Consider the following 19,865-nt stretch of genomic DNA (forward strand, 5'->3'; position numbering starts at 1 on the left):
AACGGCGCTCAGAGCGGCACCGATTGCGCGAGCCTGCCGCCGCTGCGCACCGCTTCGCAGCGGGTGGCGCGGCCGGTCTTGTCGTCGGTCTCGACATAGAAGCCGCAGAGCGTCACCGGACCGCGCGCCGGCGAGAAGCGTTCCTTCGACATGCCGGTCACGAAGCGCCGCATCGGTTCGGCCTTGGCCATGCCGATGACGGAGTCGTAATCGCCGCACATTCCGGCATCGCTGAGATAAGCCGTGCCCTTCTCTAGGATCTGCGCATCGCCCGTGGGGACATGGGTATGGGTGCCCACGACGACGCTCGCACGCCCGTCGCACCAATGGCCCATCGCCATCTTCTCCGAGGTCGCCTCGCAATGCACATCCACCAGCGCGGCCTGCACCGCCCCGCCCAGCGGGTAGCGTTTCAGTTCCGCCTCGATGGCCGAGAAGGGATCGTCGAAGGCGCGTTTCATGAACACGTTGCCCAGCACCTGCGCCACCAGCACCTTGCGCCCGCGCCGGTCCTGGAACACCCGCGCGCCCTTGCCCGGCGCTTCCTTGGCGTAGTTCACGGGGCGGATGATGCGCGGCTCGCTCTCGATGAAGCGCAGCATGTCCTTCTGATCGAAGGCGTGATCGCCCAGCGTCACCACGTCCGCGCCCGCATCCAGCAGAAGCTTCGCGTGATCGCCGGTCAGCCCCATGCCGCCCGAGGCGTTCTCGCCATTGACCACGACGAAATCGAGGCGCCACTCCTCGCGAAGTTTCGGCAGGGTTTCGGTGATCGCGGCGCGGCCCGCGCGGCCCATCACATCGCCTAGAAAGAGTATCTTCATGGCCCGATTAGATAGAGCGCGGCGCCAGCGAGAGCAATGGGCGGCGCATCGGCTGCATGATGATGATGACGATTTCTCATGCAGGCGCGTCGGTTGCGGGCTTTGCTCTGCCCCGCATGGGCCCTAGAACGAGGGGCAAGGAAAACGGGAGCGCGATATGACCGAAGACGTGCAGGTAATCTTCACCCCCTCTGGCAAGCGGGGGCGCGTGGCGCGTGGCACAAGGGTGCTCGCGGCGGCGCGCAAGCTGGGTGTCGATCTCGATTCCGTCTGCGGCGGGCGCGGCGTGTGCTCGAAATGCCAGTGCACGCCGTCCTTCGGCGATTTCCCCAAACTCGGCCTGCATGTGGAGCCCGGCGCGGTCAGCCCGATCAACGCGGTCGAGGAACGCTATGACCGGATTCGCGGGTTGAAACCGGGGCGCCGGCTGGGCTGCCAGACCGAAATCCTCGACGACGTGGTGATCGACGTGCCGCCCGAAAGTCAGGTGCACAAACAGGTCGTGCGCAAGGCGGCTTCCGAACGCGTGATGGAGATGGATCCGGCGACACGCCCGGTCTATGTCGAAGTCGCGGAACCGGATATGCACCGCCCCGAGGGCGACCTGCAGCGGCTCTCGCAGGCCCTCGAAAAGCAGTGGCAGATCAAAGGCGTGCGCGCCGATCTTGATGTTCTGCGAATCCTGCAGCCCGCGCTTCGCAAGGCCGATTGGAAGGTCACGGTCGCGATCCACGATGCGGGCGACGGGCCGCGCGTGACGGGCATCTTCCCCGGCGTGCGCGAGGTGCCGCTGTATGGGCTGGCGATCGACCTCGGCTCGACCACGATTGCGGGGCATCTGGTCGCGCTCGACGACGGGCGGGTGCTGGCGAGCGCGGGCGTGATGAACCCGCAGATCCGCTTCGGAGAAGACCTGATGAGCCGGGTCTCCTACGTGATGATGAACCCCGGCGGCGATCAGGAAATGACCAACGCCGTGCGCGATGCGATGGGCGATCTGGCGCGGCAACTGGCGGAAGAGGCGAAGGTCGAGACGGGCGAGATCGTCGAGGCGGTCGTCGTCTGCAACCCGGTGATGCACCACCTGTTGCTGGGCATCGATCCGGTGGAGTTGGGTCAGGCGCCCTTTGCGCTCGCGACCTCGGAGAGCCTTGAATTCGCCGCACGCGAGATCGGCATCGAGGCCAGCGCTGGCGCGCGCGCCTATATCCTGCCGCTGATCGCGGGCCATGTCGGCGCGGATGCGGCGGCGGTGGCGCTGTCCGAGGCTCCGCAGAAGCGCGACGACCTGTCGCTGATCGTCGATGTCGGGACCAATGCCGAGATCATTCTCGGGAATAAACAAAGGGTTCTGGCCTGTTCTTCACCCACCGGCCCCGCTTTCGAGGGGGCGCAGATTTCCAGCGGTCAGCGTGCCGCGCCGGGCGCGATCGAGCGTATCGAGATCGACCCGGAGACCAAGGAGCCGCGCTTCAAGATCATCGGCAACGAGCACTGGTCGACCGATCCCGAATTCGGCACTCCGCGGATCACCGGCATCTGCGGCTCGGGCATCATCGAGGCCGTGGCCGAGATGCGGATGGCCGGGATCGTGGACACATCAGGGCTGATCGGTTCGGCCGAGCAGGTCGGTACCCCGCGCTGCGAGCCGAACGGGCGCACCCATGAATACGTGATCTACGACGGTGGTGAGGAAGGCCCGCGCATCACCGTCACCCAAGGCGATATCCGTGCGATCCAGCTGGCGAAATCCGCGCTCTACGCGGGCGCGCGTCTGCTGATGGACGAGATGGGCGTGGACACGGTCGACCGCGTGGTGCTCGCGGGTGCGTTCGGCGCGCATATCTCTCCGAAACACGCGATGGTGCTGGGGATGATCCCGGATGCGCCGCTCGATCGTGTCACCTCGGCGGGCAACGCAGCGGGCACCGGCGCGCATATGGCGCTGTGCTCGGTGAAGGCGCGGCGCGAGATCGAGGCGCAGGTGCATCAGATCACCAAGGTCGAGACCGCGATCGAGCCGCGCTTCCAGGAGCATTTCGTGGCCGCGAACGCGCTGCCGCACGCCACCGCCCCCTTCCCCGAGCTGCGCAAGATTGCGCCGCTTCCGGAGGTCAGCTTCAACACCGGCGGCTCGGGCGAGGATGGCGGGCGCAGACGGCGCAGGCGCGGCTGAGGCAGGCCTGCGGGCCTCGCTTCAGAGCGCTGCGAGCGGCCCGATTTCGGGCCGGATCAGCTTACACACGATTTCGTGATGAGACGTAAGTGATCGGCTCGCCCCCGGCGCGCCGTAACCTTCTTGCTTTGGCGGGGACAACCGTCGCTCAACAGGGAAGGAAAACCTATGTCCATGAAATTCCGCGCATTCGCCGCGTCGCTCACCGCAGCCGCAACCTTGGGCCTCGCCCTGCCCGCGCTGGCGAACCCGATGGTCGGTGGCGCGAAAATGTATGAGAGCAAGCCGATCGCGGCGAACGCTTCGGCCGCTCCGAACCTCACGACGCTCGTCGCAGCCGTGAAAGCTGCGGGCCTCGTCGACACGCTGGCGGGCCCCGGCCCGTTCACCGTCTTCGCGCCGACCAACGCGGCCTTCGACAAGCTGCCCGCGGGCACCGTCGACACGCTGGTGAAGCCGGAGAACAAGGAGATGCTGACGCATATCCTGACCTGCCACGTCGCCAAGGGCGTGATCACCGCCGAGAACATCATCGCGACCGTTCAGAAGGGCAACGGCATGGCTACGATCAAGACGCTCGGCGGCTGTGATCTGACCGCGATGGTCAAGGACGGCATGGTGATGCTTAAGGACCCGAAAGGCGATGTCGCGACGGTTCAGACCGCTGATGTGAAACAGAAGAACGGTATGGTCCACGTGATCGACACGGTGCTTCAGCCGAAGATGTAACTACCCCCCGCGCGCCTCGTCTCCCTTTTTTCGCGCGGCGCCTGGCGCCCGGTGAGCTGATCCTCGCCGGGCGCTTTTTCATGGGAGGGCGCGAGGCCCCGCGCGATCCCTCTTGACCGTGGCTTTCGGCTGGAATACCTCTGCGTTCGCACCATGCGGGTATGATGTAATGGTAGCCTGTCAGCTTCCCAAGCATAAGCGCTCGCCGCAGATTTCCGCCTAACATCATACACATGACGGAGCGCCGCAGCGCCCGATTGCAGGCGTTTTGCAGGTGCACGCTTTCCCGAAAAAATCTACGACGAAGAACTAAGATTCTATTCCGGTTCTTCGCCGTCCCAATAGTCCTCAGGGTCAAACATGTCGACCTCGCCAAGCTCAATCTCGTGGTACCGATCCTCAAGCTCACTTTCAATGAGAACGATTTCTTCATCTTCTGAGCCGAGCTTGTGAACCTCTATGACAACCGTCGACCGCTCATAGAGTTCTTCATCCACTTCAACCGAACGCCCACCCATTCCGATGGATTCCTTATCCACGCCATCCCAGAAAGAGAAGCTCATTTCCACGGGCACGCGGACTACCAAATCCAGCGGTAGACTCAGCACGACGCGTAGTGCGCCACCTTCGCTGGTTTCATCGACCTCAATGATGTCGATGTCGCCCTCTTCAGGCCAGTCGATGCTTTGAATCTGTCCGGCCCAAGCGAACAGTTCGACCTCGCCATGTGTGGGGTGCGCGTTTGCGGTGAAATCAATTTGCTCGACGTTGTGGGCAATACCCTGATGGACTTCTTCGCGCCCGCCCCCGTCTTCCGACAACCAAGCAAGGATCGCTGTCCGCAACCCGAGTGGCGCATCCGTAACTAGACTTAGGGCACGTTCGATCTCCGAAACGAGATAGAGCTTCTCAGATTTTTCGCAGTACGACCGCCAGTCGCCATCTTTCGACACCACCAAGATACAGGTGCCATGATCTTTAGCCATATTCTCTAAAGCATTCAGGGCGAGCGCGTCGGGGAACTCATCTTTCTTCCGCCCTGTTCCAAAAGGTGGCTTGCCGCCAAAATAAGCATCAAAAAGCGTCGATGTCGCGACCAAATCGGTATCAGCAAGCACCTCGCAACCTGTATCATCGACAAACCGACCCCACCGTTCTTTAGCTACTTCCTCTGGGGTCTTACCTCCCGTGATCTGCACAAGCAGATCGTCTCGCGAGGGCGCCACAGTGCCAAAAGCCGCCAACGCCTTGCCAACGCCTCGCCTTGCGGCTTGCAGAGCCTCCTCAGTGGCCTTCAGCAAGTGTGCGAGGACTTCGCTCTCCACCGTACTCGACAGCACAAACTGGAAGGGCTTGCCTTTAAAGGTTGCCAGCGCCTGCATGGTCGCTGAATCCAACTGAAGCTGCTTCTCATCAAAGATGCTTGTATCGACCGATATAGCCGAAATGCTGCCATCCGCGAGCAAGACTTTGATCTGATCGTCATCTACCAACGGCATAACAAAAGCGAAGCACTTGAATTATCGGATTTGGAGCGGGTGAAGGGAATCGAACCCTCGTCTGGAGCTTGGGAAGCTCTCGCTCTGCCATTGAGCTACACCCGCAACGACGATCTGCTTACTGATTCACCACCTTGGCTGCAAGTCCAAACCGCCTCCAAGTAGCTTCAACTATCGCGATAGTCGCGATAACCTTAAACAATGGCTGACCATGTCACCCCCGAACGCCGATCCTTCATCATGTCGAAGGTCAAACAGAAGAACACCGGCCCCGAGATGGTGCTTCGGATAGCGTTGCACGCGCTCGGGTATCGCTACCGCCTGCATCGCCGCGACTTGCCCGGATCGCCCGACCTCGTTTTCCCCTCGCGCCGTAGAGTCATCTTTGTCCACGGTTGCTTTTGGCACGGGCACGGATGTCGCTGGGGAAAGGCGCCCAAAAGCCGAACAGACTATTGGCTGCCGAAGATCAAGGCGAACAAGGAGCGAGACAACCGTGCGTTAACCCAGTTGGCCGAAAACGGGTGGGAGGCGATGGTCGTCTGGCAGTGCGAACTGCGTGATCCAGAACCTACCATCGAGCGCGTGGTAGCCTTTCTCAACGGCTAGATTTCGGTGGGCAAATCACCATGACCGCGATAAGTTGCGAAAAACGCAAAATCAGGAGGCGTAGCATGACGCGACCAATCGGAATCGACCTTTTCGCGGGCGCCGGCGGGATGAGCCTGGGCTTCGAGCAAGCCGGTTTCGACGTGGTAGCTGCCGTTGAGATCGACCCCGTTCATGCCGCCATCCACAAGTTTAACTTCCCCGACTGCAAGGTGATTGCCCGTTCCGTTACGGACCTGACCGGCGACGACATTCGACAGGCCGCCGAAATAGGCGACCGCGAGGTGGACGTGGTATTCGGCGGCGCGCCTTGCCAAGGCTTCTCAATGATCGGGCAGCGAGCCCTAGACGATCCACGCAACTCCCTCGTGCTCGACTTCGTGCGGATCGTCGATCAGTTGAACGCAAAGGCCTTCGTATTCGAGAACGTGAAGGGTCTGACCGTCGGGAAGCACCGCAAGTTCCTCGTCGAACTAATCGAGGCATTCGAGGCCCGTGGCTATCGCGTCAGGCGAGAATGGAAAGTGCTGAATGCTGCGGACCACGGTGTGCCACAGGACCGAAAGCGGTTCATCCTTCTCGGCGCGCGTGGCGACACACCCATTCCCGATTACCCGGCGCAGACGACTCATGCTACTGGCACGACTAACTGCGGCAGCCCGAACGGCCCGACCTGCCGCGATGCGCTTGGCGACCTGCCCGACGCCGAGGCGTTTGACCAACTACTCAACACGGACGAGGTGCGGGTCGATGCTTTGGGCGAACCGAGCGACTACGCGAAGGAACTTCGCTGCATCGGCAACGACGCGTGGCACTTCGGCCACCCTCGTATCTGGGATCCGTCGCTGTTGACCTCCAGCCTGCGGACCGGTCACACAGAAATCTCGCGCGGCCGTTTTGCCGCCACCGAACCCGGTAAAGTCGAGCCGATCTCCCGCTTCTTCAAACTCCCGCCAGACGGCGTGTCGAACACGCTGCGCGCCGGAACAGACGCCTCGCGCGGCGCGTTCACCAGCCCGCGCCCGATCCACTATGCCTATGCGCGTTGCATCACTGTTCGGGAAATGGCCCGCCTACACGGCTTCCCCGATTGGTTCCGCTTCCACGAAACCAAGTGGCATGGTGCACGCCAGATCGGGAATGCCGTGCCGCCGCCGCTTGCCCGCGCCATTGCCGGCAAGGTCATCGAGGCGCTGGGCGTGAAACCGTCGCGACCGACCGCTGCGGTCGCCTTGGGCGACAATGAACTGCTACGCATGGATATGTCGCAAGCGGCCGCCTTCTGGTCGATTGAAAACCCGATCGGGCGGCGGGATCGCAAGAGCGGCGCAACGAAGCGGAAGCAGCATGAAGTCGAGGTTTCAAATGCCTTTCACAGCGGGGCATAGCTGGTATATAGCGTCGCCGGCCAGCGTCAGGTTCTTCAAAGTACCAGCATCGGCGCGCTTGATCGCCTCAAACTCAGCAAGATAGAAGCCCACCTTTTTTATTGCTTTCAAACCTATTGGCACCACCGTTTCAACTTCGGTCGTTGCGAAAGTAGATTTGACTTGGTTCACTATTTGGCTCTCGATAAACCTATCTTTCGCTTGTTTAGCTTCGCACGTTATAAGAATAGATTCCGGATTTTTAAGGTTGCCTATTTTTCCCAAAAAGAGAGCGTCAATTTCCGTGGATCGAAGCTTGATTCCCATTTGCAGATGGACGACTTCAAGAAGCTTGAACGCTCCCGCCACCGCAAAGTGAGTTTCTATTACTCTGAGATTCACTGCGGTCTGAATGAGCCATGTTTCATCTGATCGCCCAAGCGTCTTTGTTGCCAAGGGCAAACTAAGAGACTGAATAAGGAATTTTGGCGCATTGCCTCGAACAGGAAACTTGTCGGGGAAAGGCTCGGTTTGTCCAGGCTCAAATGGAACAAATTCAAAACATTCGCCATCACCGGTCCTTTGGATCCCTGTATACTTGCGAGCGGTGACTGATGCCGGCCAGTTTTCATTCGACTTTGAACCTCTTAGAAGATCCTTCATAAAGTTGGCTGGATTATTATCCTTTAGTTTATTTTTTCTCCCGACATTAGTAGTTCTAATAGCATCACCTACGTCGTCGAGACTCATTAAAGACTTTGTGAGCGTGCCAGAACTAGCATCCCAGTTCTGATCGAAGAGATGTTCCACAACTTTGGTCTTCAGTGACGCCATTTGCCCAATCCGCAAGTTTCTTCACGTGCATATCTCAGTTCGGCCGCAACCGGAAGTGACTCTAGAGAAACACCTGCAGCGCCACCTCATGGCGCTGCAAAGAGGTCGAGCGCTTCGGTCAGGACGAGTGGATCGGGTCGAATATGATGCGTCCGGTGCTACGACGGGAAAGCTGAACAAGAAAGGGGGCGACCCGATGGCCGCCCCCAGATGTTTCAGACCTTCGCGGACATCAGCCGGTCGCGGAGTTGGTTCACGCAGCCGAGAAGGTACTGCAACTGGTCAGGTGAATGACGCTCATGACCAATTAAGCCAGCGCCGATCATTGCTGCGAGGCGCTGGGTGGGTTGCCAGTGATAGATGCGTCGGTCGCGTAGGCTTTTCATAAGCGCGGAGTGAAGATCGCCCTTTGCGCTCGCGATTTCGAGATTAGTGTCGAGATCTGCCATGCTGTCCTACCTCCTTTGTTCATGAGGACATGGAGGTTATGCGGCTAGCCCGCACGCCAAGTCGCTCCCAGTGTGTTGCAATGTGTGTCGAGACCTTGCTGCGCGCTTGAGCGGATAGCAGTCGGGTGCGAAAACAGCCCACCTGACCGAAACGATTTCACCTCCTCGACGCCGGTCAGGTCAGAATCGTTGTCGCAGACGATCACGGGGCAGCTGGGCAACCGACCGTCCATTTCAATCTCCCCGTTGAGCAGCGCGTCATAAGGCCAATTGGCCGTTGCCCCGCACTCACCCACGAGAAGCGCGCTTACCGCCTTCTGCCCGAAAAATCCGGGGCCTATGACCGTATCACGGCCTACCAGTAGCCGCGCAACTGCGTCTGCCCGACGACTGCACCAACAGAGCGGTGATCAGACAGCCAGAACGCCATTGCGGCGGCCATTGCGATGTCCGCGTGACCTGCGGCCGTGCCGCCCTCGATCTTCATGCGACCGGCATCCGTGATCGAGGCATCGAAAGACTCAAGCTCGTTTCGTAATTCGTCCCGCATCGGAAAGTTGCCAATCTTCAGCTCGCCGACGTGCATTCCCGAATTGATCGACGATAGCAGCCTGTTCTTTCCGACATTGTTGAAGGTCGCGCCGCGCTCTTTCGATTCCGCTTCGTTGTCGCCGCCGACGATCTGGATTCGGGTGTGCTGGACGCTCTTCGTGTTTAGCAGATCGCAGAAGGCGCGACCGGGGCCGCCCGCATCGACGGCAAGATAGGCGCGGCCCGCAATCGAAGGGTCCAGCATCAGGTTACGGGTGACGATGGCGAGCTGGGTATAGGACATCTGCGGCACGCGTTCCGCCCGCACGATCTCGCGGCGGCGAGGCATCAACTCCTGCCGCCCGTTTTCATCATAAAAGGGTACTCGCTCGTCCAAGATGATCGCGAAGGCGTTCTGGTCGATGCTCTGAGCGATGTCCAAGCCAACGAGAAATCGTCGGTAGCCCGTCTTGATCTCGACCGCAGGGTCGGGATTGGGGAGGATCAGATCTTCGCCCCTGACGACGATGTTAGAGTCCAGCATAGATGTCTCCTAGCGCGAGGGGAGGTGTGTCGGTGTAGGCCTTCGAGATCGTCTCCGGGTCGAAGAACGGCGTGCCGCGCCCCATCCATGCGAGGCCGTGCTCCACCTTGAATTCCAACGGCGACATGTTGCGGCGCGCCCGTTCGACCGTCTTCGCCATGCGGGGCAAATCAAGCGAACAGGCCCGAATACGCTCTACATCCGGGAAGTCCTCGTAGTCCGTCCACATCTCGAAGGCGCGGCCTGACTTGCCACCGGGCGTCGTGATCAAGATCGTCTTCGCGTCGTCCTCGGCGATTGCGAGGGTCGAGCCGAACACCTTGTCAGGGATGAATGCGGCTTCGTCGTAGATTAGTGCACCCCGCTTGATCCCATGACCGCGTGCGCCCGTGCCCTCCTGGCCTGCGGGCACGCAGCGGGCAATGGAGCCATTTTCAAGGTGCAGTTCGAGCAGCGTGCGCCGCTTGTCCGCGATGGGCAGGCCGATCAAGTCCCACGTGTAGGCGATCTTCGCGAACAGAAGCTGTGACTGCGCGAGGGTCGGGCAGATGATGATGACCTCGTGCCGCGGCTTCGCGAGTTCCTGCGCGGCCATCACGCCTACGGTCGTTGATTTTCCGATCCGACGGCTCGCGAGAACCATGATGGTCTCGGAGGTCGAGGTCAGCAGTTGTCGCTGCCAAGGGTCAGGCGGTGCCTCGACAACACGGGCGAGCAGCAGGGTCGGGTCGAGGCGTTCGCTGAGCGTGCGAAGGAAAAGAGCAACTTCACGCGACATCCAGAGTGATCCGCTTCGCCTTCAAGATTTCCCGGAAGCGCTCGCCCGCAATCGGGTTCTCGGTGAACAGCAAGAACAACGCGTCCAGCAGGGGCGCTGCGTCTGGGTGTTCGTTCAGCGGGATCATGACCGTCGTTTTGTCCCGCAGCATCGAATAGGTCTTGAGCATCGCCTCGTGTGTCTTCGTCTGGTCGCGCAGCAGTCGCGCGAGGCCCGGCAGCAAGTCTTCGAGATCGCGGTCGTCGTCGTCCACCTTCTTCTTGAGGGCGCGGTAGAGCGACCTTTGCTCTTTGATGATGCCGAGGATACCCTTCGACACGTCGTCCTGCGCGCCGTTGACCACCGTGTCCACGTCGCGGCGTTCGGCCAACTTCACCTCCGCAAGAATGAGCTTCTCGATCTCGGGGGTGATGTAGTTGCGGCGGAAGGTATGCAGCGTCTCGATATTCACGGCGCAACGCTTCGCGATCTCGATGAAGGGGCGTCGACGCACGACGCAATCAACGACAATCTCGGCGACATCCGGGCGCATCCGAATAACCGACTTACGCCCGTTCGGCATGGGCGCAGGAAGCGCCCGCTTGATCTTTTCCATGTTGATGCTCATACGCGGCTCTCTTGCGCGACGCGGCCCGCGAGTTCGAGCATGTGGGGTGCCATGCGGCCAATCACGCGGCGTGCGTCTGCTCGATAGGCTGGATGCTCGCAGGCGCGGCGGATGAAGTCGTCCTCCTTGCTCGCGTAGAAGCAGTCGAGGAGCGCGTTGCGCGCGATAGTCACGTCGATCTCCCGATTGCGCGGGAACTCCTGCGCAACGAACTCACGCGCGACCATGTCGGCTACGGCGTCGAGGGCCATGCTCAGTCCTCCGACACGATCTGGATGGTGGTGCCCTGCTTCTCGGCCTGCGCCTTCGCACGGCGGTAGAGCGCGGGGTCGCGCGCCTGCATACGGGTCAGCGTGATCGGCTCGGGGGTCAGCCCCGCATTGATGGTTGCCGCGTCATCCTTGCGGTCGAGCATCGCCTTCAGGCGGTCGGCCTCGGCCTTGTCCTGAGCGGCTTGCGCGGCAGCAGCGCGCTTCTGGTCCTTGATCTCGTCGAGCATCTTCTGGCTCGCGTCCTTCAGGCCAGAGATGGATTCCTCGACCTGCTTCGACACATGCTCGGTCAGCGCTTCGAGGAGCTTCGGCGTCGCATTCTCGATGAACTGCTCCATCAGCTTCGAGTCAGCATTCGGTTCTTCAGGCATGAACATCTCCATCGTTCAACAAAAGAGGCAGGCCCAGATGGAACCCGCCTCTCCTGAACGTGTGAGATGCTGTAGCCCCCGGCTCGCACGATCAATATCGGGGAGTACGAGGAAAAAATGCGACCGCAGTGTGTCTGAATGTGTCCTAGAATCTTGCATGCTGCCAAAGCCGTACGATCAAGAGTTGAATTTGCGCTCCCATCATGCATCCATGACGTCAACACCGAATATCAGAACCCAGCCAAGAGACTTGCAGTGAAAAATTCATCTAAAATCAAGAAAAAATTAAATTATGATGCGTTTAGAAAAGCAAACCAACAAAGACTAAAAAAGATCAATGATATCGTTGTCGAGGCGCATCTCGCCATACAGGGCCTTCAAATTCTTGCCAAGCAGATGCCGCAAAATAAAGCATCAAAATCGGGGGAAACGGTATTCGAGCTTGATGTCCCCTCTACGAAGAAGGCCAGAACAACAACCATACGCAGAAAGCCAGAGGCAATCGAAAAGATACTTAAAGAAAGGATCGACACAAAAGAAGTCCTTCAGTCAATTGTTTTTGCAATTTCCCTTACCGAAGACTATATTAATGATGTGCTGACTCTCGTGCTGGAAGCATATCCAAGAAAACTCCTGATATCCTCTAAGGGCAATCAACAGAACTCTACAGGCATCAAATCTATTAGCCTGCAGGACTTGATAGAAGCCAAAACCGCAGAGGAAGTGTTTTCCGAACAAGCCAGATCTCGCGCAAGAGATGCACTATACGCAACACCTCAGCAATATGCAGAATATATGAATTCCGTTTTGGGCTTTCGTATTTCGCAAGATGTGTTGAACAAATACATAGAGATTAAGGCCACGAGAGACCTTTACATACATGGCGACGGAAAAATTAATAGTATTTATTTGCAGAAAGTTGGCGCCCTCAATCGCGGTTCAGAAGGAGATGTTGCGTCGCTGGGGCAGAAATATTTTAAGGATAGCGTTGGAGTGATGAAGGAAATATTTTCAACCATCTACAAAGGAATGCTTGCTAGTTATGGGGAAAGCTTGCAAGTAGAGGCGGTATTGAAAAGGAGGTCTGAGGCTATCGCTGCAAAACCCTAGTGATTGACAGATTTTTTGGATCAATCCGCGCCTCTTTATCAATACATACCTACTATTGGGTGTAAGGAAGATTGCATGTTAGAAATTGGTTTAACTGACGCTTACGGAAAACCCATTCTATGCACTGGCGCTGATAGATCTCCTCCTTCCGACTCGATCATCGCGAGTTCATCCTGCCACGGGCGGTCGGCGCGGGCGATCTCACCGGCCTGCAAGTTCTCGTAGAGGGTCGCGCGGGAGATCATGCCGCCCATCCAGAGCTTCATCTGCGCCTCGACCATCTTCGGGTCGATGGTGATCTCGATGAAGTCCCGCGACAGCGTGATCGCCGCCTCTTCCGGGTTCTCCCCCATCCACTCGGCCGCAAGGCGCAGCAAGTGATTTATCCCAGCCTCGACCGAGACGACCGTGCCGTGCAGGAGCGACAGCTCCGCCCGCGTGCGCTGCGTCGCAGTGCCAAGGGTCTCGTTGCGATTCATGGTCGCCGACAACATGCGCGCGCCGAGCGACACCATCGTTTCGATCTTCTCCTCCATGAGGTCTTTCTGAGCCGCAACGCCCGCCCCCGTGAACTCGAGCATCCCGACCTGACACCCCTCGGGCAGCGTCCAGAGCGCACCCGCGCCGATGGTCGTGGTCACCTTGTCCGCAGGCAGGCTGCCGGAAATCCACGGCGTCGGGGCCGACGTGAGGAAGATCGCGTGCTCTCGGTCGCAGGAATTGCGGAAGTGCGATATCGCGACCCGGCACAGGCCAGAGAACGGGGGCCGCACCTCCTCCGGGCGCAGCCCTTCGTGCGACACCATCAGGAAAGGGATGTGGTCGAGCGCCTTGCCGTTGACCGTCGGGATGATCTCTTCGCCCACATCGACGCGGGTCTGGTGCTGGTCGCGGATGAAGCGGCGGAACTTGTAGATCGTGTCCTCGAGGATCAGCTCATAGGAGACCTCTGCTTCTTCATAGGTCTCGTCCGAGACGAGCCAGACGCGGGTCAGCACCTTCCGGCCATCGACATAAGCCGTCTGGTAGTCCTCGATGGCTTCCGCGTCGAAGGTGGAAATGTGGGGGACCGTGTTTGCCGAGTTGCCTGCGGGTGGAAAATCGAGCAGCAGTCCGAAGCGTCCCATGCTCATCCCCTCGCGCACGGCATCTTCGATCAGCACCGTCATCGGCGCGTTCTCGTTCGTCGCGTTCAGCCGCATCGGTTCGAGCCGCGCCGGCAGCTTGATCACGGGATCCTTGCGCAGGGCGAGGCCGACAAGGGCGCGCAGCGTCATGGCAGGCGCATCGTAGAAACAGCCGCGCTGGACGTAGGCCGTGTAGTTGGCGGTCGTCATCCCATCGGGCTTCGGGGTGTAGAGTCGCCCGGCGTCCTTGACTGCCTGCTCTCCTTCGAGGCAGTCGCGGATGAGCCGATACTCGCTTTGCAACTTGTCGTAGCGGGCGTAGGTCACGGATCAGGCCTCGACGACGAGTGGGAACAGCTGGGGATACGGCAGCACGAAGGCGCCATTGCCAACAGAGACGCGCAGGCCGTCACGCAGGCGGTCGCAGCGCACAGGCCCGTCGCCCGACATGCGCTTCTCGGGCTGGCTCAGAAGTTCCGTGAGCATGGCGATCAGAGTGCCCTTGGATAGGGGCACGGTGAACGCATTCGAGGTCGAGTTGGTCTTTTCGGTGAGGCGGCAGTCCGTGTCGCCAGCGGTGGTAAGCGAGATGGTCAAGTCGAGGTTCTCCTATGGCTTGGACGGCTGAGGCTGATCCGAGGTGCGCGCCCCTCAGCCGCCCCTCCGGGGCCAGACACGCACGATGATCATGAGCGGCGCAGGCGGGGCGCTGAAAGCGGAGAAAAAGGTGTTGGTGGGGTTCAGGGGCGGGAGTTTAAGGTGGAGGCGTCTCCGCGCCCGTAGGCAAAAAAATTTCGCCCATTGCCGGATTCACCAGCATTCGACGCATAAATACATGTAGCCATCAGGTGATGGTGAAAATCACAACAGATGAAAGGAGAATTGAATGGCAATTACTGACTTCGAAGAGTGGCTGGCGAACAACGAACCAGCAAGTGGCGACGAAGCATTTCAGCTTCATCAGGCTATTGAAGGCGAGGAGCCGGTGGGCATCTACACCGTCCAACGGAAAGGGCAACAAGTCTTCTGCCAGAGCGGCGGAGGTGATTGGTTGCTTTTGGCGAGTCCTGCGGCTCTAGAAGCCTTCAAGCGACGCGTCGACGGCTACTGCCCCGACCCTGACATGGGATGGGAAGGATCAGAGGCATTTCGCCGAGCGATGGCGAAGGGGGACTGACAGCCAATTTCGTCGGCAAAGGCATAAGCGTTTGCCGACGCATGCCGCGCATGTTGGCACCTAGGCGCAACCAAGGATCAAGAGGTCCCGCATTCTCCCAAGTGACTGCAATTCTTCTGGCGATACGGTGGGACGCAGAATTCCTTCCAAGAAATCCGCGAACCAAGGGGCGGCGTCGTGCATCTGCTGGAGGGGGTCTCCTCGATCACCGCATCAATCCCTTTTGGCAGGACCGTGCATCTATGGGCGTCGGCCTACAGACCACCTGCAACAGGTGCCGATGAGTTCATATAGATCAATGGGTTAAGCCACCATCACTTATGTTGTTGCATCATAAGTCAGCCGAAACTGTGCGCCAAGGTGGAGCGAGGCGGGCGAGATCGGGAGAAGCATGCCGATAGGCGCAGAAAGCGACCTCGCCGACAACGTGCAACGCAAAACGGCAAAACCACCATGTTTTCCATTTCCCTTGCGCGAAACCAATGGATGGAAGGATGTAACATTTCGCGAGCACGATCCATCCATCCATTAATTAAACGTATAAGCTCTGCAATCCGCCCCCGATTTGCCGTTTTGCGTTGCGCCCGCAGCCTCGGCCGGGATCAATACCCAGCCTCATCAGCAATGCGAACCTGATGTTCGCGCATCATGGTCATGACGTCCTCGGCCGTAGCCTCGACGTCATCGACCTTCTCGAAGATGAACTCGCGATGCCGCCCGCGCGATACACGCCAGCCGTGCGCCTTCTCAAGCAGCGTTGACGCCTGCACAATGCGCGGCGAGATCGCCCGCGCGTTGCCCGGCACATCCTTCAACGAGATCAGGTTGGATAGGTCGCCGAGCGAGGTCTTCATCTCGAGGAACAACTCGGTTGCCGTGTGCTCAGTCTTCGATCCAACCCCCTTGTCGAACGCGCTCAGGTAATCGACGAGGAAGATGTAAACGCTGTCCGCGGACGCCGCTTCCTCGGCCATGTCGAGCCGCATCTTGGCATATGCCAAGCCGAACCATCCATCAGGCTGCCCAAGTGCCCTCGCGACACACTCGCCCACGCGCGAGAATACCCCGAACCGCGAACTCGTCTGCTTAACCGTGTGGACATCGCGCAGGACGCGGGAGACGAGGCTATACAGTGCGCCGCGCCAGCGTGCCATGTTCGCCGCCTTGAAGGCACGAAAGTCGTCCTCGTCCAAATAGGCCTTCGGGCGCGTCAGCGTTACCCGAACAATCCGTTCGATCAGGTCCTGCCGATAAAAGGTGGGATCGAGGCCCGCAACAAGCAGCGGGCGCATCGCATCGACCGAAAACACGTCGCCGTCGGAGTATAGCTTGCGCTTGCTCAGCCCGCCGCCCGTAGACAGGCGGCACAGCGCATCTGACAGGCGCGCCAGCGTATCCACGTTGTCAAAGGACAAGACGGCCGACTGATACGCCGTGACCACGAGATCGTCTTCAGTCTTTGGCTCGCCCGCCTGCGCGCCCACGCGCGGGTCGAGCATTTCAATCAAGGTCGCGAGCGTAGACGACTTCGCCGACCCAGCCGATCCGTCGAGGATCGCGATGGGACACTGCTGGCCCGGATTGATGATCGCTGTGACCATCCATGCGAGCAAGAACACCATCGAGTCCTCGTCTACGTTCAAGAAGTCGATCAGATCAGACAGCTCTCCGGCTTCGGGCAACGAGACCGGCAGGCCGACGCCCTTGCGAAACTGAACGGGTGCCTCGTTGTTGACGCGCCACCCTTCGTCGTCGATCTCGATGATGGTGCAATCCGGGTCGGCGAGGAAAACATACCTCTTTCCGCCGACGCGTGCGAACCGCAGATCGACGTGTTCGGGGGCGGCTTCCGCAGCCTGAGCCAGGGAGATCATCTGCGCCGACTTCACGTCCTGCTCTTGCGGCATCTTCTGATAGGCGCGCAACATTCCAAGCGCGCAGCGGTTCTTGAAGTCGTTCGTGTCGATGCGCACCCATTCGCGCGGCTTGAGTTCGGCATAGGCGACATCCGACTGGTCACGGAGGATCCGCACGTCCGCAAGGAAATCGAGGGCAAGCAGCTTGCGCTGTTCGGTCGCCTTGAACGGCCAGCCTCCCCCATACCCGTGGTCCTTTGCGATCCGCCAGAACGACAAAGGGGTGTAATTCGAGGCGCCGGATAGCTGGTCCCATTCGGCATCGTCACCGGCCCGATACTTCGGCGACGTCCTCGACCATTCCGACCAGCGCTCGCGCGCCCATTCGCTCTCCTTGCCAAAAGCGGCCTGAAGGCAGATGCCAGCAGCGCCCCACTGGTCGCGGTTGTCCGGGTCGAACTTCTGGATGAACGCATCGAAGGCCGCGTCCATACCAACGCTCGACGCATCTTCCGATTTCTTGCGGCCCGCCTGCCGGGAAGGCACGAATTGCAGTTCGAGATCGTCGAGCGGGCACTCTTCCAGACTGACCCGCGTCTTAGTATCGACGAGGTGCATGGCGGCGCCCTTGCGACTGCACGGGATCGCGACATTCTGTTCGCCATATCCCTTCGGCAGGACCTCGACGCCATGTTCAATACCGACCTTCTGGCCATTGGCGTTGAAGTTCATCTGGTTCAGGTTCCCTGAGGACACGGCGACAAACTTGGTCTTTTCTACCTCGACGCCCGCGAGAAGTCGCTTCGCGTCGTCTTTTAGGGTGTCAACGCGGCGCGCGTTTTCGAAGGCAAGCCAGATGTGATAGCCGTGGCCGCCGCCCGACCGAAACACGAGGAACGGGATGCCGATCCTGCGTAAGTGGAGCGCGACCTCCAGCGTGGGCTGATAGGCGATACCCTTGGCGTCGTGGTCGTCGAAGTCGAGGATGAGAAAATGCGACTTCTGCCGCTGCTCGTCCACGTTGAGATACATACCGAGCGGTTGCGAACCGTTGAGATGCGCGTCGATCTGCTCGGGCGTGATAGGGGACTCGACCTTGCGATAGGCGAACTTGCCCTTCGCATTGTAGCCCTGCGTATGCGCCCGCGTGTCGGCGAGGGCAACGATCTGCTCAATGACACTCATGGTCAAGCCTCCCGAGGCTCGACCACGCCCGCTTCCAAATAGGCATCGAGGTCTGATTGCTTGTAGCGGATGCGCCCGCCACCGATCTTGTAGTAGCGCGGTCCGCGCCCAACCATGCGCCACCATTCGAGGGTGGACTTGCTGTAGCCGAGGTAATTGGCTGCCTGAGCCGTATCGAGGCGTTCGTCGTGGATATCGCGCATAGCGAAACATCTCCCGTTCAAGGGTTAGATGTCTCGACTGCGCGTCCCGAGGCAGTGAGGAGCTTCTCGGCTTTCCATAAGCCTGGAAGGGGCCTCTAGTGGCTGGCCCTCAACCGCTCAACTCTGTGCACCCTCGTAGTCAACCCTTTCAGGCCAATTCGCAGTCCCTAGGCCATGCACGTTCCATCATGGCCAAGACGGGTTAGCAGATCGAACTTAGTGGCCGTCCCAGAGCATTGCAATATGAATCAGTTATAATTTTCTCACTAAATCAGGTGCTTGCGTTTAAACGCCTGAGTCACGGCGGCCATGGGCCCGCGCAAGTGCTCGTGTGCAACCGCGATATACCGCCTGCCGGTCACGGTCGTCGGGGTGTGGTTCAGCAGATGTCCGACCGTGATTTGATCGAGGCCAGCCTCATGTTCGGCCACGGTCGCGAACGTGCGGCGATGATCATGCGGCGACCATGGGATCGGCGCGGGCGACCGTAGGTGAAGCGCCTGCCGCTTACCGTGAAACACGTAGTCGGAACGATAGATGCGCATCGGGTCGATAATCGCGCGATGCACGTCGAGGAGAGGCAGCTCGAACGCCCGGCCGTTCTTCGTGGTCGGCAGGTGCAAGTGGTCGTCGAACACCTGATCCCAGCGCAGCGTCATGGCTTCCTCGCGGCGCAGGCCCGTGAACAGAAGGAAGCGGTAATAGGCCCGGTGCACATCGTTCTCGAGACTGTCCACGCATTCGCGCCATTCGGCAAAGTCCTCGATCACGGTCTTCGGCGGCTCCTCTTCATGCCACTCAATCGCGATGGTCGGGCACACGGGCAGTTCGTAGGTCTTCAAGGCGTGGTTATAGATGGAGCGGAACGACTTCAGTGTGTGGTTCGCGGCCCGCAGCCCGCCGATCTTCGTCGTGCGCCCGAGAGCGTCCGTGCCCATGCGCTCCACCGAAATGCGCTCGTGGGCATCGACGCACATTGCGCGGGTGATCTCATCAAGCGGCATCGTCAGCCATGACTTCAAGTGCGTCCTGATCTGCGACTCGACCGAGTTCTTGTTATGCTGGGAACGCAGCTTCGGGCGTGCGAGATAGCGCTCGAGCGCAGCCTCGAGCGTCGGAACCTTGGCAGCGGCGAACTTCTTAGCCGCGACGCCCGTTGCGTGCTCGGTCGCGAGTTCGAGGGCGGCCTTGCGCGCGTCAAAGGCGTCGATCAGGGGGTAATTGCCGATCTTGATCCTTTGCGTGCGGCCTCGGATGTCCTTCTGGAAGTAGAAGGTCTTCGTCGTTTTGCCGGTGAACAGCGCGAACCCCTTGATCTCGGTATCCCACATTTTTGCGTTGGGTGGGGCCTTCTTGCAGTTGGTTTCGGTCAGCTTGATCAGCGTCGCAGGCATCTCACATCATCCTATTTTGCAGGTATTTTGTAGGCAGCGCATTGCAACGTGGTAGTACACGTCATGATGATACATCAACGGCAAGTCATTGTTTTTCAACCGTTTTGCAACACATTGCAACGGTCTGATATTGCGCTGTTATAGTTCCCAAGCTGAACGCGCGGGTTCGATTCCCGCTACCCGCTCCAAGCTTCCCTGACCTGTAGAATTCCGAATTCCGACG

20 protein-coding genes and 1 tRNA gene are annotated in these 19,865 nt (G+C 59.6%); 6 read left to right on the plus strand and 15 right to left on the minus strand.

From position 1 onward, the window contains the following. Positions 1-8: 8 nt before the first annotated feature. The gene (locus BMG03_RS13625; protein WP_075775552.1) at positions 9-824 is read right to left on the minus strand and encodes a TIGR00282 family metallophosphoesterase; all 816 of its coding nucleotides are present in this window, start codon (positions 822-824) and stop codon (positions 9-11) included. A 157-nt stretch (positions 825-981) separates the two neighbouring features. On the opposite strand from BMG03_RS13625, the gene BMG03_RS13630 reads away from it, so the two are divergent. Next, on the plus strand, positions 982-3,000 hold the full coding sequence (locus BMG03_RS13630) for an ASKHA domain-containing protein (RefSeq protein WP_075775553.1): 2,019 nt from the start codon (positions 982-984) through the stop codon (positions 2,998-3,000). A gap of 168 nt (positions 3,001-3,168) precedes the next feature. Further along, entirely contained in the window at positions 3,169-3,729 is a 561-nt protein-coding gene (locus BMG03_RS13635; protein WP_088720252.1) for a fasciclin domain-containing protein, read from the plus strand. A gap of 317 nt (positions 3,730-4,046) precedes the next feature. Here BMG03_RS13635 and BMG03_RS13640 read toward each other — a convergent pair whose 3' ends face one another. Further along, a complete protein-coding gene (locus BMG03_RS13640; protein WP_075775554.1) occupies positions 4,047-5,228 on the minus strand; it encodes a PIN domain-containing protein in 1,182 nt (393 codons plus the stop codon). 31 nt (positions 5,229-5,259) lie between these two features. Further along, positions 5,260-5,333, minus strand: a tRNA-Gly gene (locus BMG03_RS13645). 96 nt (positions 5,334-5,429) lie between these two features. Between BMG03_RS13645 and BMG03_RS13650 the strand changes: the two genes are divergently transcribed. Beyond that, positions 5,430-5,837: a very short patch repair endonuclease gene (locus tag BMG03_RS13650; RefSeq protein ID WP_075775555.1), complete on the plus strand. Its 408-nt coding sequence runs from the start codon at positions 5,430-5,432 to the stop codon at positions 5,835-5,837. Between the two features lie 65 nt (positions 5,838-5,902). Then, positions 5,903-7,225 (plus strand): DNA cytosine methyltransferase, encoded by a 1,323-nt coding sequence (locus BMG03_RS13655; protein WP_075775556.1) that lies wholly within the window; start codon positions 5,903-5,905, stop codon positions 7,223-7,225. On the opposite strand, the gene BMG03_RS13660 is transcribed toward BMG03_RS13655, so the two are convergent. The 7 genes from BMG03_RS13660 to BMG03_RS13690 all read right to left on the minus strand — a co-directional run bounded on the left by BMG03_RS13660 (position 7,199) and on the right by BMG03_RS13690 (position 11,590). Next, positions 7,199-8,038, minus strand: coding sequence for a hypothetical protein (locus BMG03_RS13660; RefSeq protein WP_075775557.1), 840 nt, complete (start codon positions 8,036-8,038; stop codon positions 7,199-7,201). The genes BMG03_RS13655 and BMG03_RS13660 overlap by 27 nt on opposite strands. Before the next feature lie 215 nt (positions 8,039-8,253). Then, positions 8,254-8,487 carry a hypothetical protein gene (locus BMG03_RS13665; RefSeq protein WP_075775558.1) on the minus strand — a complete coding sequence of 78 codons (234 nt, stop codon included), beginning with the start codon at positions 8,485-8,487 and terminating at the stop codon, positions 8,254-8,256. Between the two features lie 355 nt (positions 8,488-8,842). Next, complete coding sequence (locus BMG03_RS13670) at positions 8,843-9,562, minus strand: hypothetical protein (protein ID WP_075775559.1); 720 nt, start codon at positions 9,560-9,562, stop codon at positions 8,843-8,845. Next, a complete protein-coding gene (locus BMG03_RS13675) occupies positions 9,549-10,340 on the minus strand; it encodes a terminase large subunit domain-containing protein (RefSeq protein WP_075775560.1) in 792 nt (263 codons plus the stop codon). The genes BMG03_RS13670 and BMG03_RS13675 overlap by 14 nt, the downstream gene beginning before the upstream one ends. Beyond that, a complete protein-coding gene (locus BMG03_RS13680) occupies positions 10,330-10,947 on the minus strand; it encodes a hypothetical protein (protein ID WP_075775561.1) in 618 nt (205 codons plus the stop codon). Before BMG03_RS13680 ends, BMG03_RS13675 begins: the two co-directional genes overlap by 11 nt. After that, entirely contained in the window at positions 10,944-11,198 is a 255-nt protein-coding gene (locus BMG03_RS13685; RefSeq protein ID WP_075775562.1) for a hypothetical protein, read from the minus strand. The genes BMG03_RS13680 and BMG03_RS13685 overlap by 4 nt, the downstream gene beginning before the upstream one ends. 2 nt (positions 11,199-11,200) lie before the next feature. Then, positions 11,201-11,590, minus strand: a complete 390-nt coding sequence (locus tag BMG03_RS13690; protein WP_157771596.1) for a hypothetical protein — start codon at positions 11,588-11,590, stop codon at positions 11,201-11,203. 255 nt (positions 11,591-11,845) lie between these two features. Between BMG03_RS13690 and BMG03_RS13695 the strand changes: the two genes are divergently transcribed. After that, on the plus strand, positions 11,846-12,700 hold the full coding sequence (locus BMG03_RS13695) for a hypothetical protein (protein ID WP_075775564.1): 855 nt from the start codon (positions 11,846-11,848) through the stop codon (positions 12,698-12,700). 101 nt (positions 12,701-12,801) lie between these two features. Here the strand turns inward: BMG03_RS13695 and BMG03_RS13700 are convergent, their stop codons facing one another. Next, the gene (locus BMG03_RS13700; protein ID WP_075775565.1) at positions 12,802-14,154 is read right to left on the minus strand and encodes a DUF4055 domain-containing protein; all 1,353 of its coding nucleotides are present in this window, start codon (positions 14,152-14,154) and stop codon (positions 12,802-12,804) included. 3 nt (positions 14,155-14,157) lie between these two features. Next, positions 14,158-14,424 (minus strand): hypothetical protein, encoded by a 267-nt coding sequence (locus tag BMG03_RS13705; protein ID WP_075775566.1) that lies wholly within the window; start codon positions 14,422-14,424, stop codon positions 14,158-14,160. Between the two features lie 289 nt (positions 14,425-14,713). Here BMG03_RS13705 and BMG03_RS13710 point away from each other — a divergent pair, with 289 nt between their 5' ends. After that, positions 14,714-15,004, plus strand: a complete 291-nt coding sequence (locus BMG03_RS13710) for a hypothetical protein (protein ID WP_075775567.1) — start codon at positions 14,714-14,716, stop codon at positions 15,002-15,004. A gap of 602 nt (positions 15,005-15,606) precedes the next feature. Here BMG03_RS13710 and BMG03_RS13715 read toward each other — a convergent pair. The 3 genes from BMG03_RS13715 to BMG03_RS13725 all read right to left on the minus strand — a co-directional run bounded on the left by BMG03_RS13715 (position 15,607) and on the right by BMG03_RS13725 (position 19,642). Continuing rightward, positions 15,607-18,045: a TOTE conflict system archaeo-eukaryotic primase domain-containing protein gene (locus tag BMG03_RS13715; RefSeq protein WP_075775568.1), complete on the minus strand. Its 2,439-nt coding sequence runs from the start codon at positions 18,043-18,045 to the stop codon at positions 15,607-15,609. Between the two features lie 2 nt (positions 18,046-18,047). Beyond that, a complete protein-coding gene (locus tag BMG03_RS13720) occupies positions 18,048-18,248 on the minus strand; it encodes a helix-turn-helix transcriptional regulator (RefSeq protein ID WP_075775569.1) in 201 nt (66 codons plus the stop codon). A 266-nt stretch (positions 18,249-18,514) separates the two neighbouring features. After that, a complete protein-coding gene (locus BMG03_RS13725) occupies positions 18,515-19,642 on the minus strand; it encodes a tyrosine-type recombinase/integrase (protein ID WP_099049365.1) in 1,128 nt (375 codons plus the stop codon). Between the last annotated feature and the right edge of the window lie 223 nt (positions 19,643-19,865).

The organism is Thioclava nitratireducens, assembly GCF_001940525.2.
GTDB classification, from domain to species: Bacteria; Pseudomonadota; Alphaproteobacteria; order Rhodobacterales; family Rhodobacteraceae; genus Thioclava; species Thioclava nitratireducens.

Bases quoted from the DNA above. Each gene is read 5' to 3' on its own strand.
- BMG03_RS13685 (WP_075775562.1), bottom strand. From the start codon at position 11,198: ATGGCCCTCGACGCCGTAGCCGACATGGTCGCGCGTGAGTTCGTTGCG.
- BMG03_RS13665 (WP_075775558.1), bottom strand. From the start codon at position 8,487: ATGGCAGATCTCGACACTAATCTCGAAATCGCGAGCGCAAAGGGCGAT.
- BMG03_RS13675 (WP_075775560.1), bottom strand. From the start codon at position 10,340: ATGTCGCGTGAAGTTGCTCTTTTCCTTCGCACGCTCAGCGAACGCCTC.
- BMG03_RS13660 (WP_075775557.1), bottom strand. From the start codon at position 8,038: ATGGCGTCACTGAAGACCAAAGTTGTGGAACATCTCTTCGATCAGAAC.
- BMG03_RS13635 (WP_088720252.1), top strand. From the start codon at position 3,169: ATGTCCATGAAATTCCGCGCATTCGCCGCGTCGCTCACCGCAGCCGCA.
- BMG03_RS13690 (WP_157771596.1), bottom strand. From the start codon at position 11,590: ATGCCTGAAGAACCGAATGCTGACTCGAAGCTGATGGAGCAGTTCATC.
- BMG03_RS13625 (WP_075775552.1), bottom strand. From the start codon at position 824: ATGAAGATACTCTTTCTAGGCGATGTGATGGGCCGCGCGGGCCGCGCC.
- BMG03_RS13710 (WP_075775567.1), top strand. From the start codon at position 14,714: ATGGCAATTACTGACTTCGAAGAGTGGCTGGCGAACAACGAACCAGCA.
- BMG03_RS13655 (WP_075775556.1), top strand. From the start codon at position 5,903: ATGACGCGACCAATCGGAATCGACCTTTTCGCGGGCGCCGGCGGGATG.
- BMG03_RS13720 (WP_075775569.1), bottom strand. From the start codon at position 18,248: ATGCGCGATATCCACGACGAACGCCTCGATACGGCTCAGGCAGCCAAT.
- BMG03_RS13725 (WP_099049365.1), bottom strand. From the start codon at position 19,642: ATGCCTGCGACGCTGATCAAGCTGACCGAAACCAACTGCAAGAAGGCC.
- BMG03_RS13670 (WP_075775559.1), bottom strand. From the start codon at position 9,562: ATGCTGGACTCTAACATCGTCGTCAGGGGCGAAGATCTGATCCTCCCC.
- BMG03_RS13680 (WP_075775561.1), bottom strand. From the start codon at position 10,947: ATGAGCATCAACATGGAAAAGATCAAGCGGGCGCTTCCTGCGCCCATG.
- BMG03_RS13650 (WP_075775555.1), top strand. From the start codon at position 5,430: ATGGCTGACCATGTCACCCCCGAACGCCGATCCTTCATCATGTCGAAG.
- BMG03_RS13715 (WP_075775568.1), bottom strand. From the start codon at position 18,045: ATGAGTGTCATTGAGCAGATCGTTGCCCTCGCCGACACGCGGGCGCAT.
- BMG03_RS13640 (WP_075775554.1), bottom strand. From the start codon at position 5,228: ATGCCGTTGGTAGATGACGATCAGATCAAAGTCTTGCTCGCGGATGGC.
- BMG03_RS13630 (WP_075775553.1), top strand. From the start codon at position 982: ATGACCGAAGACGTGCAGGTAATCTTCACCCCCTCTGGCAAGCGGGGG.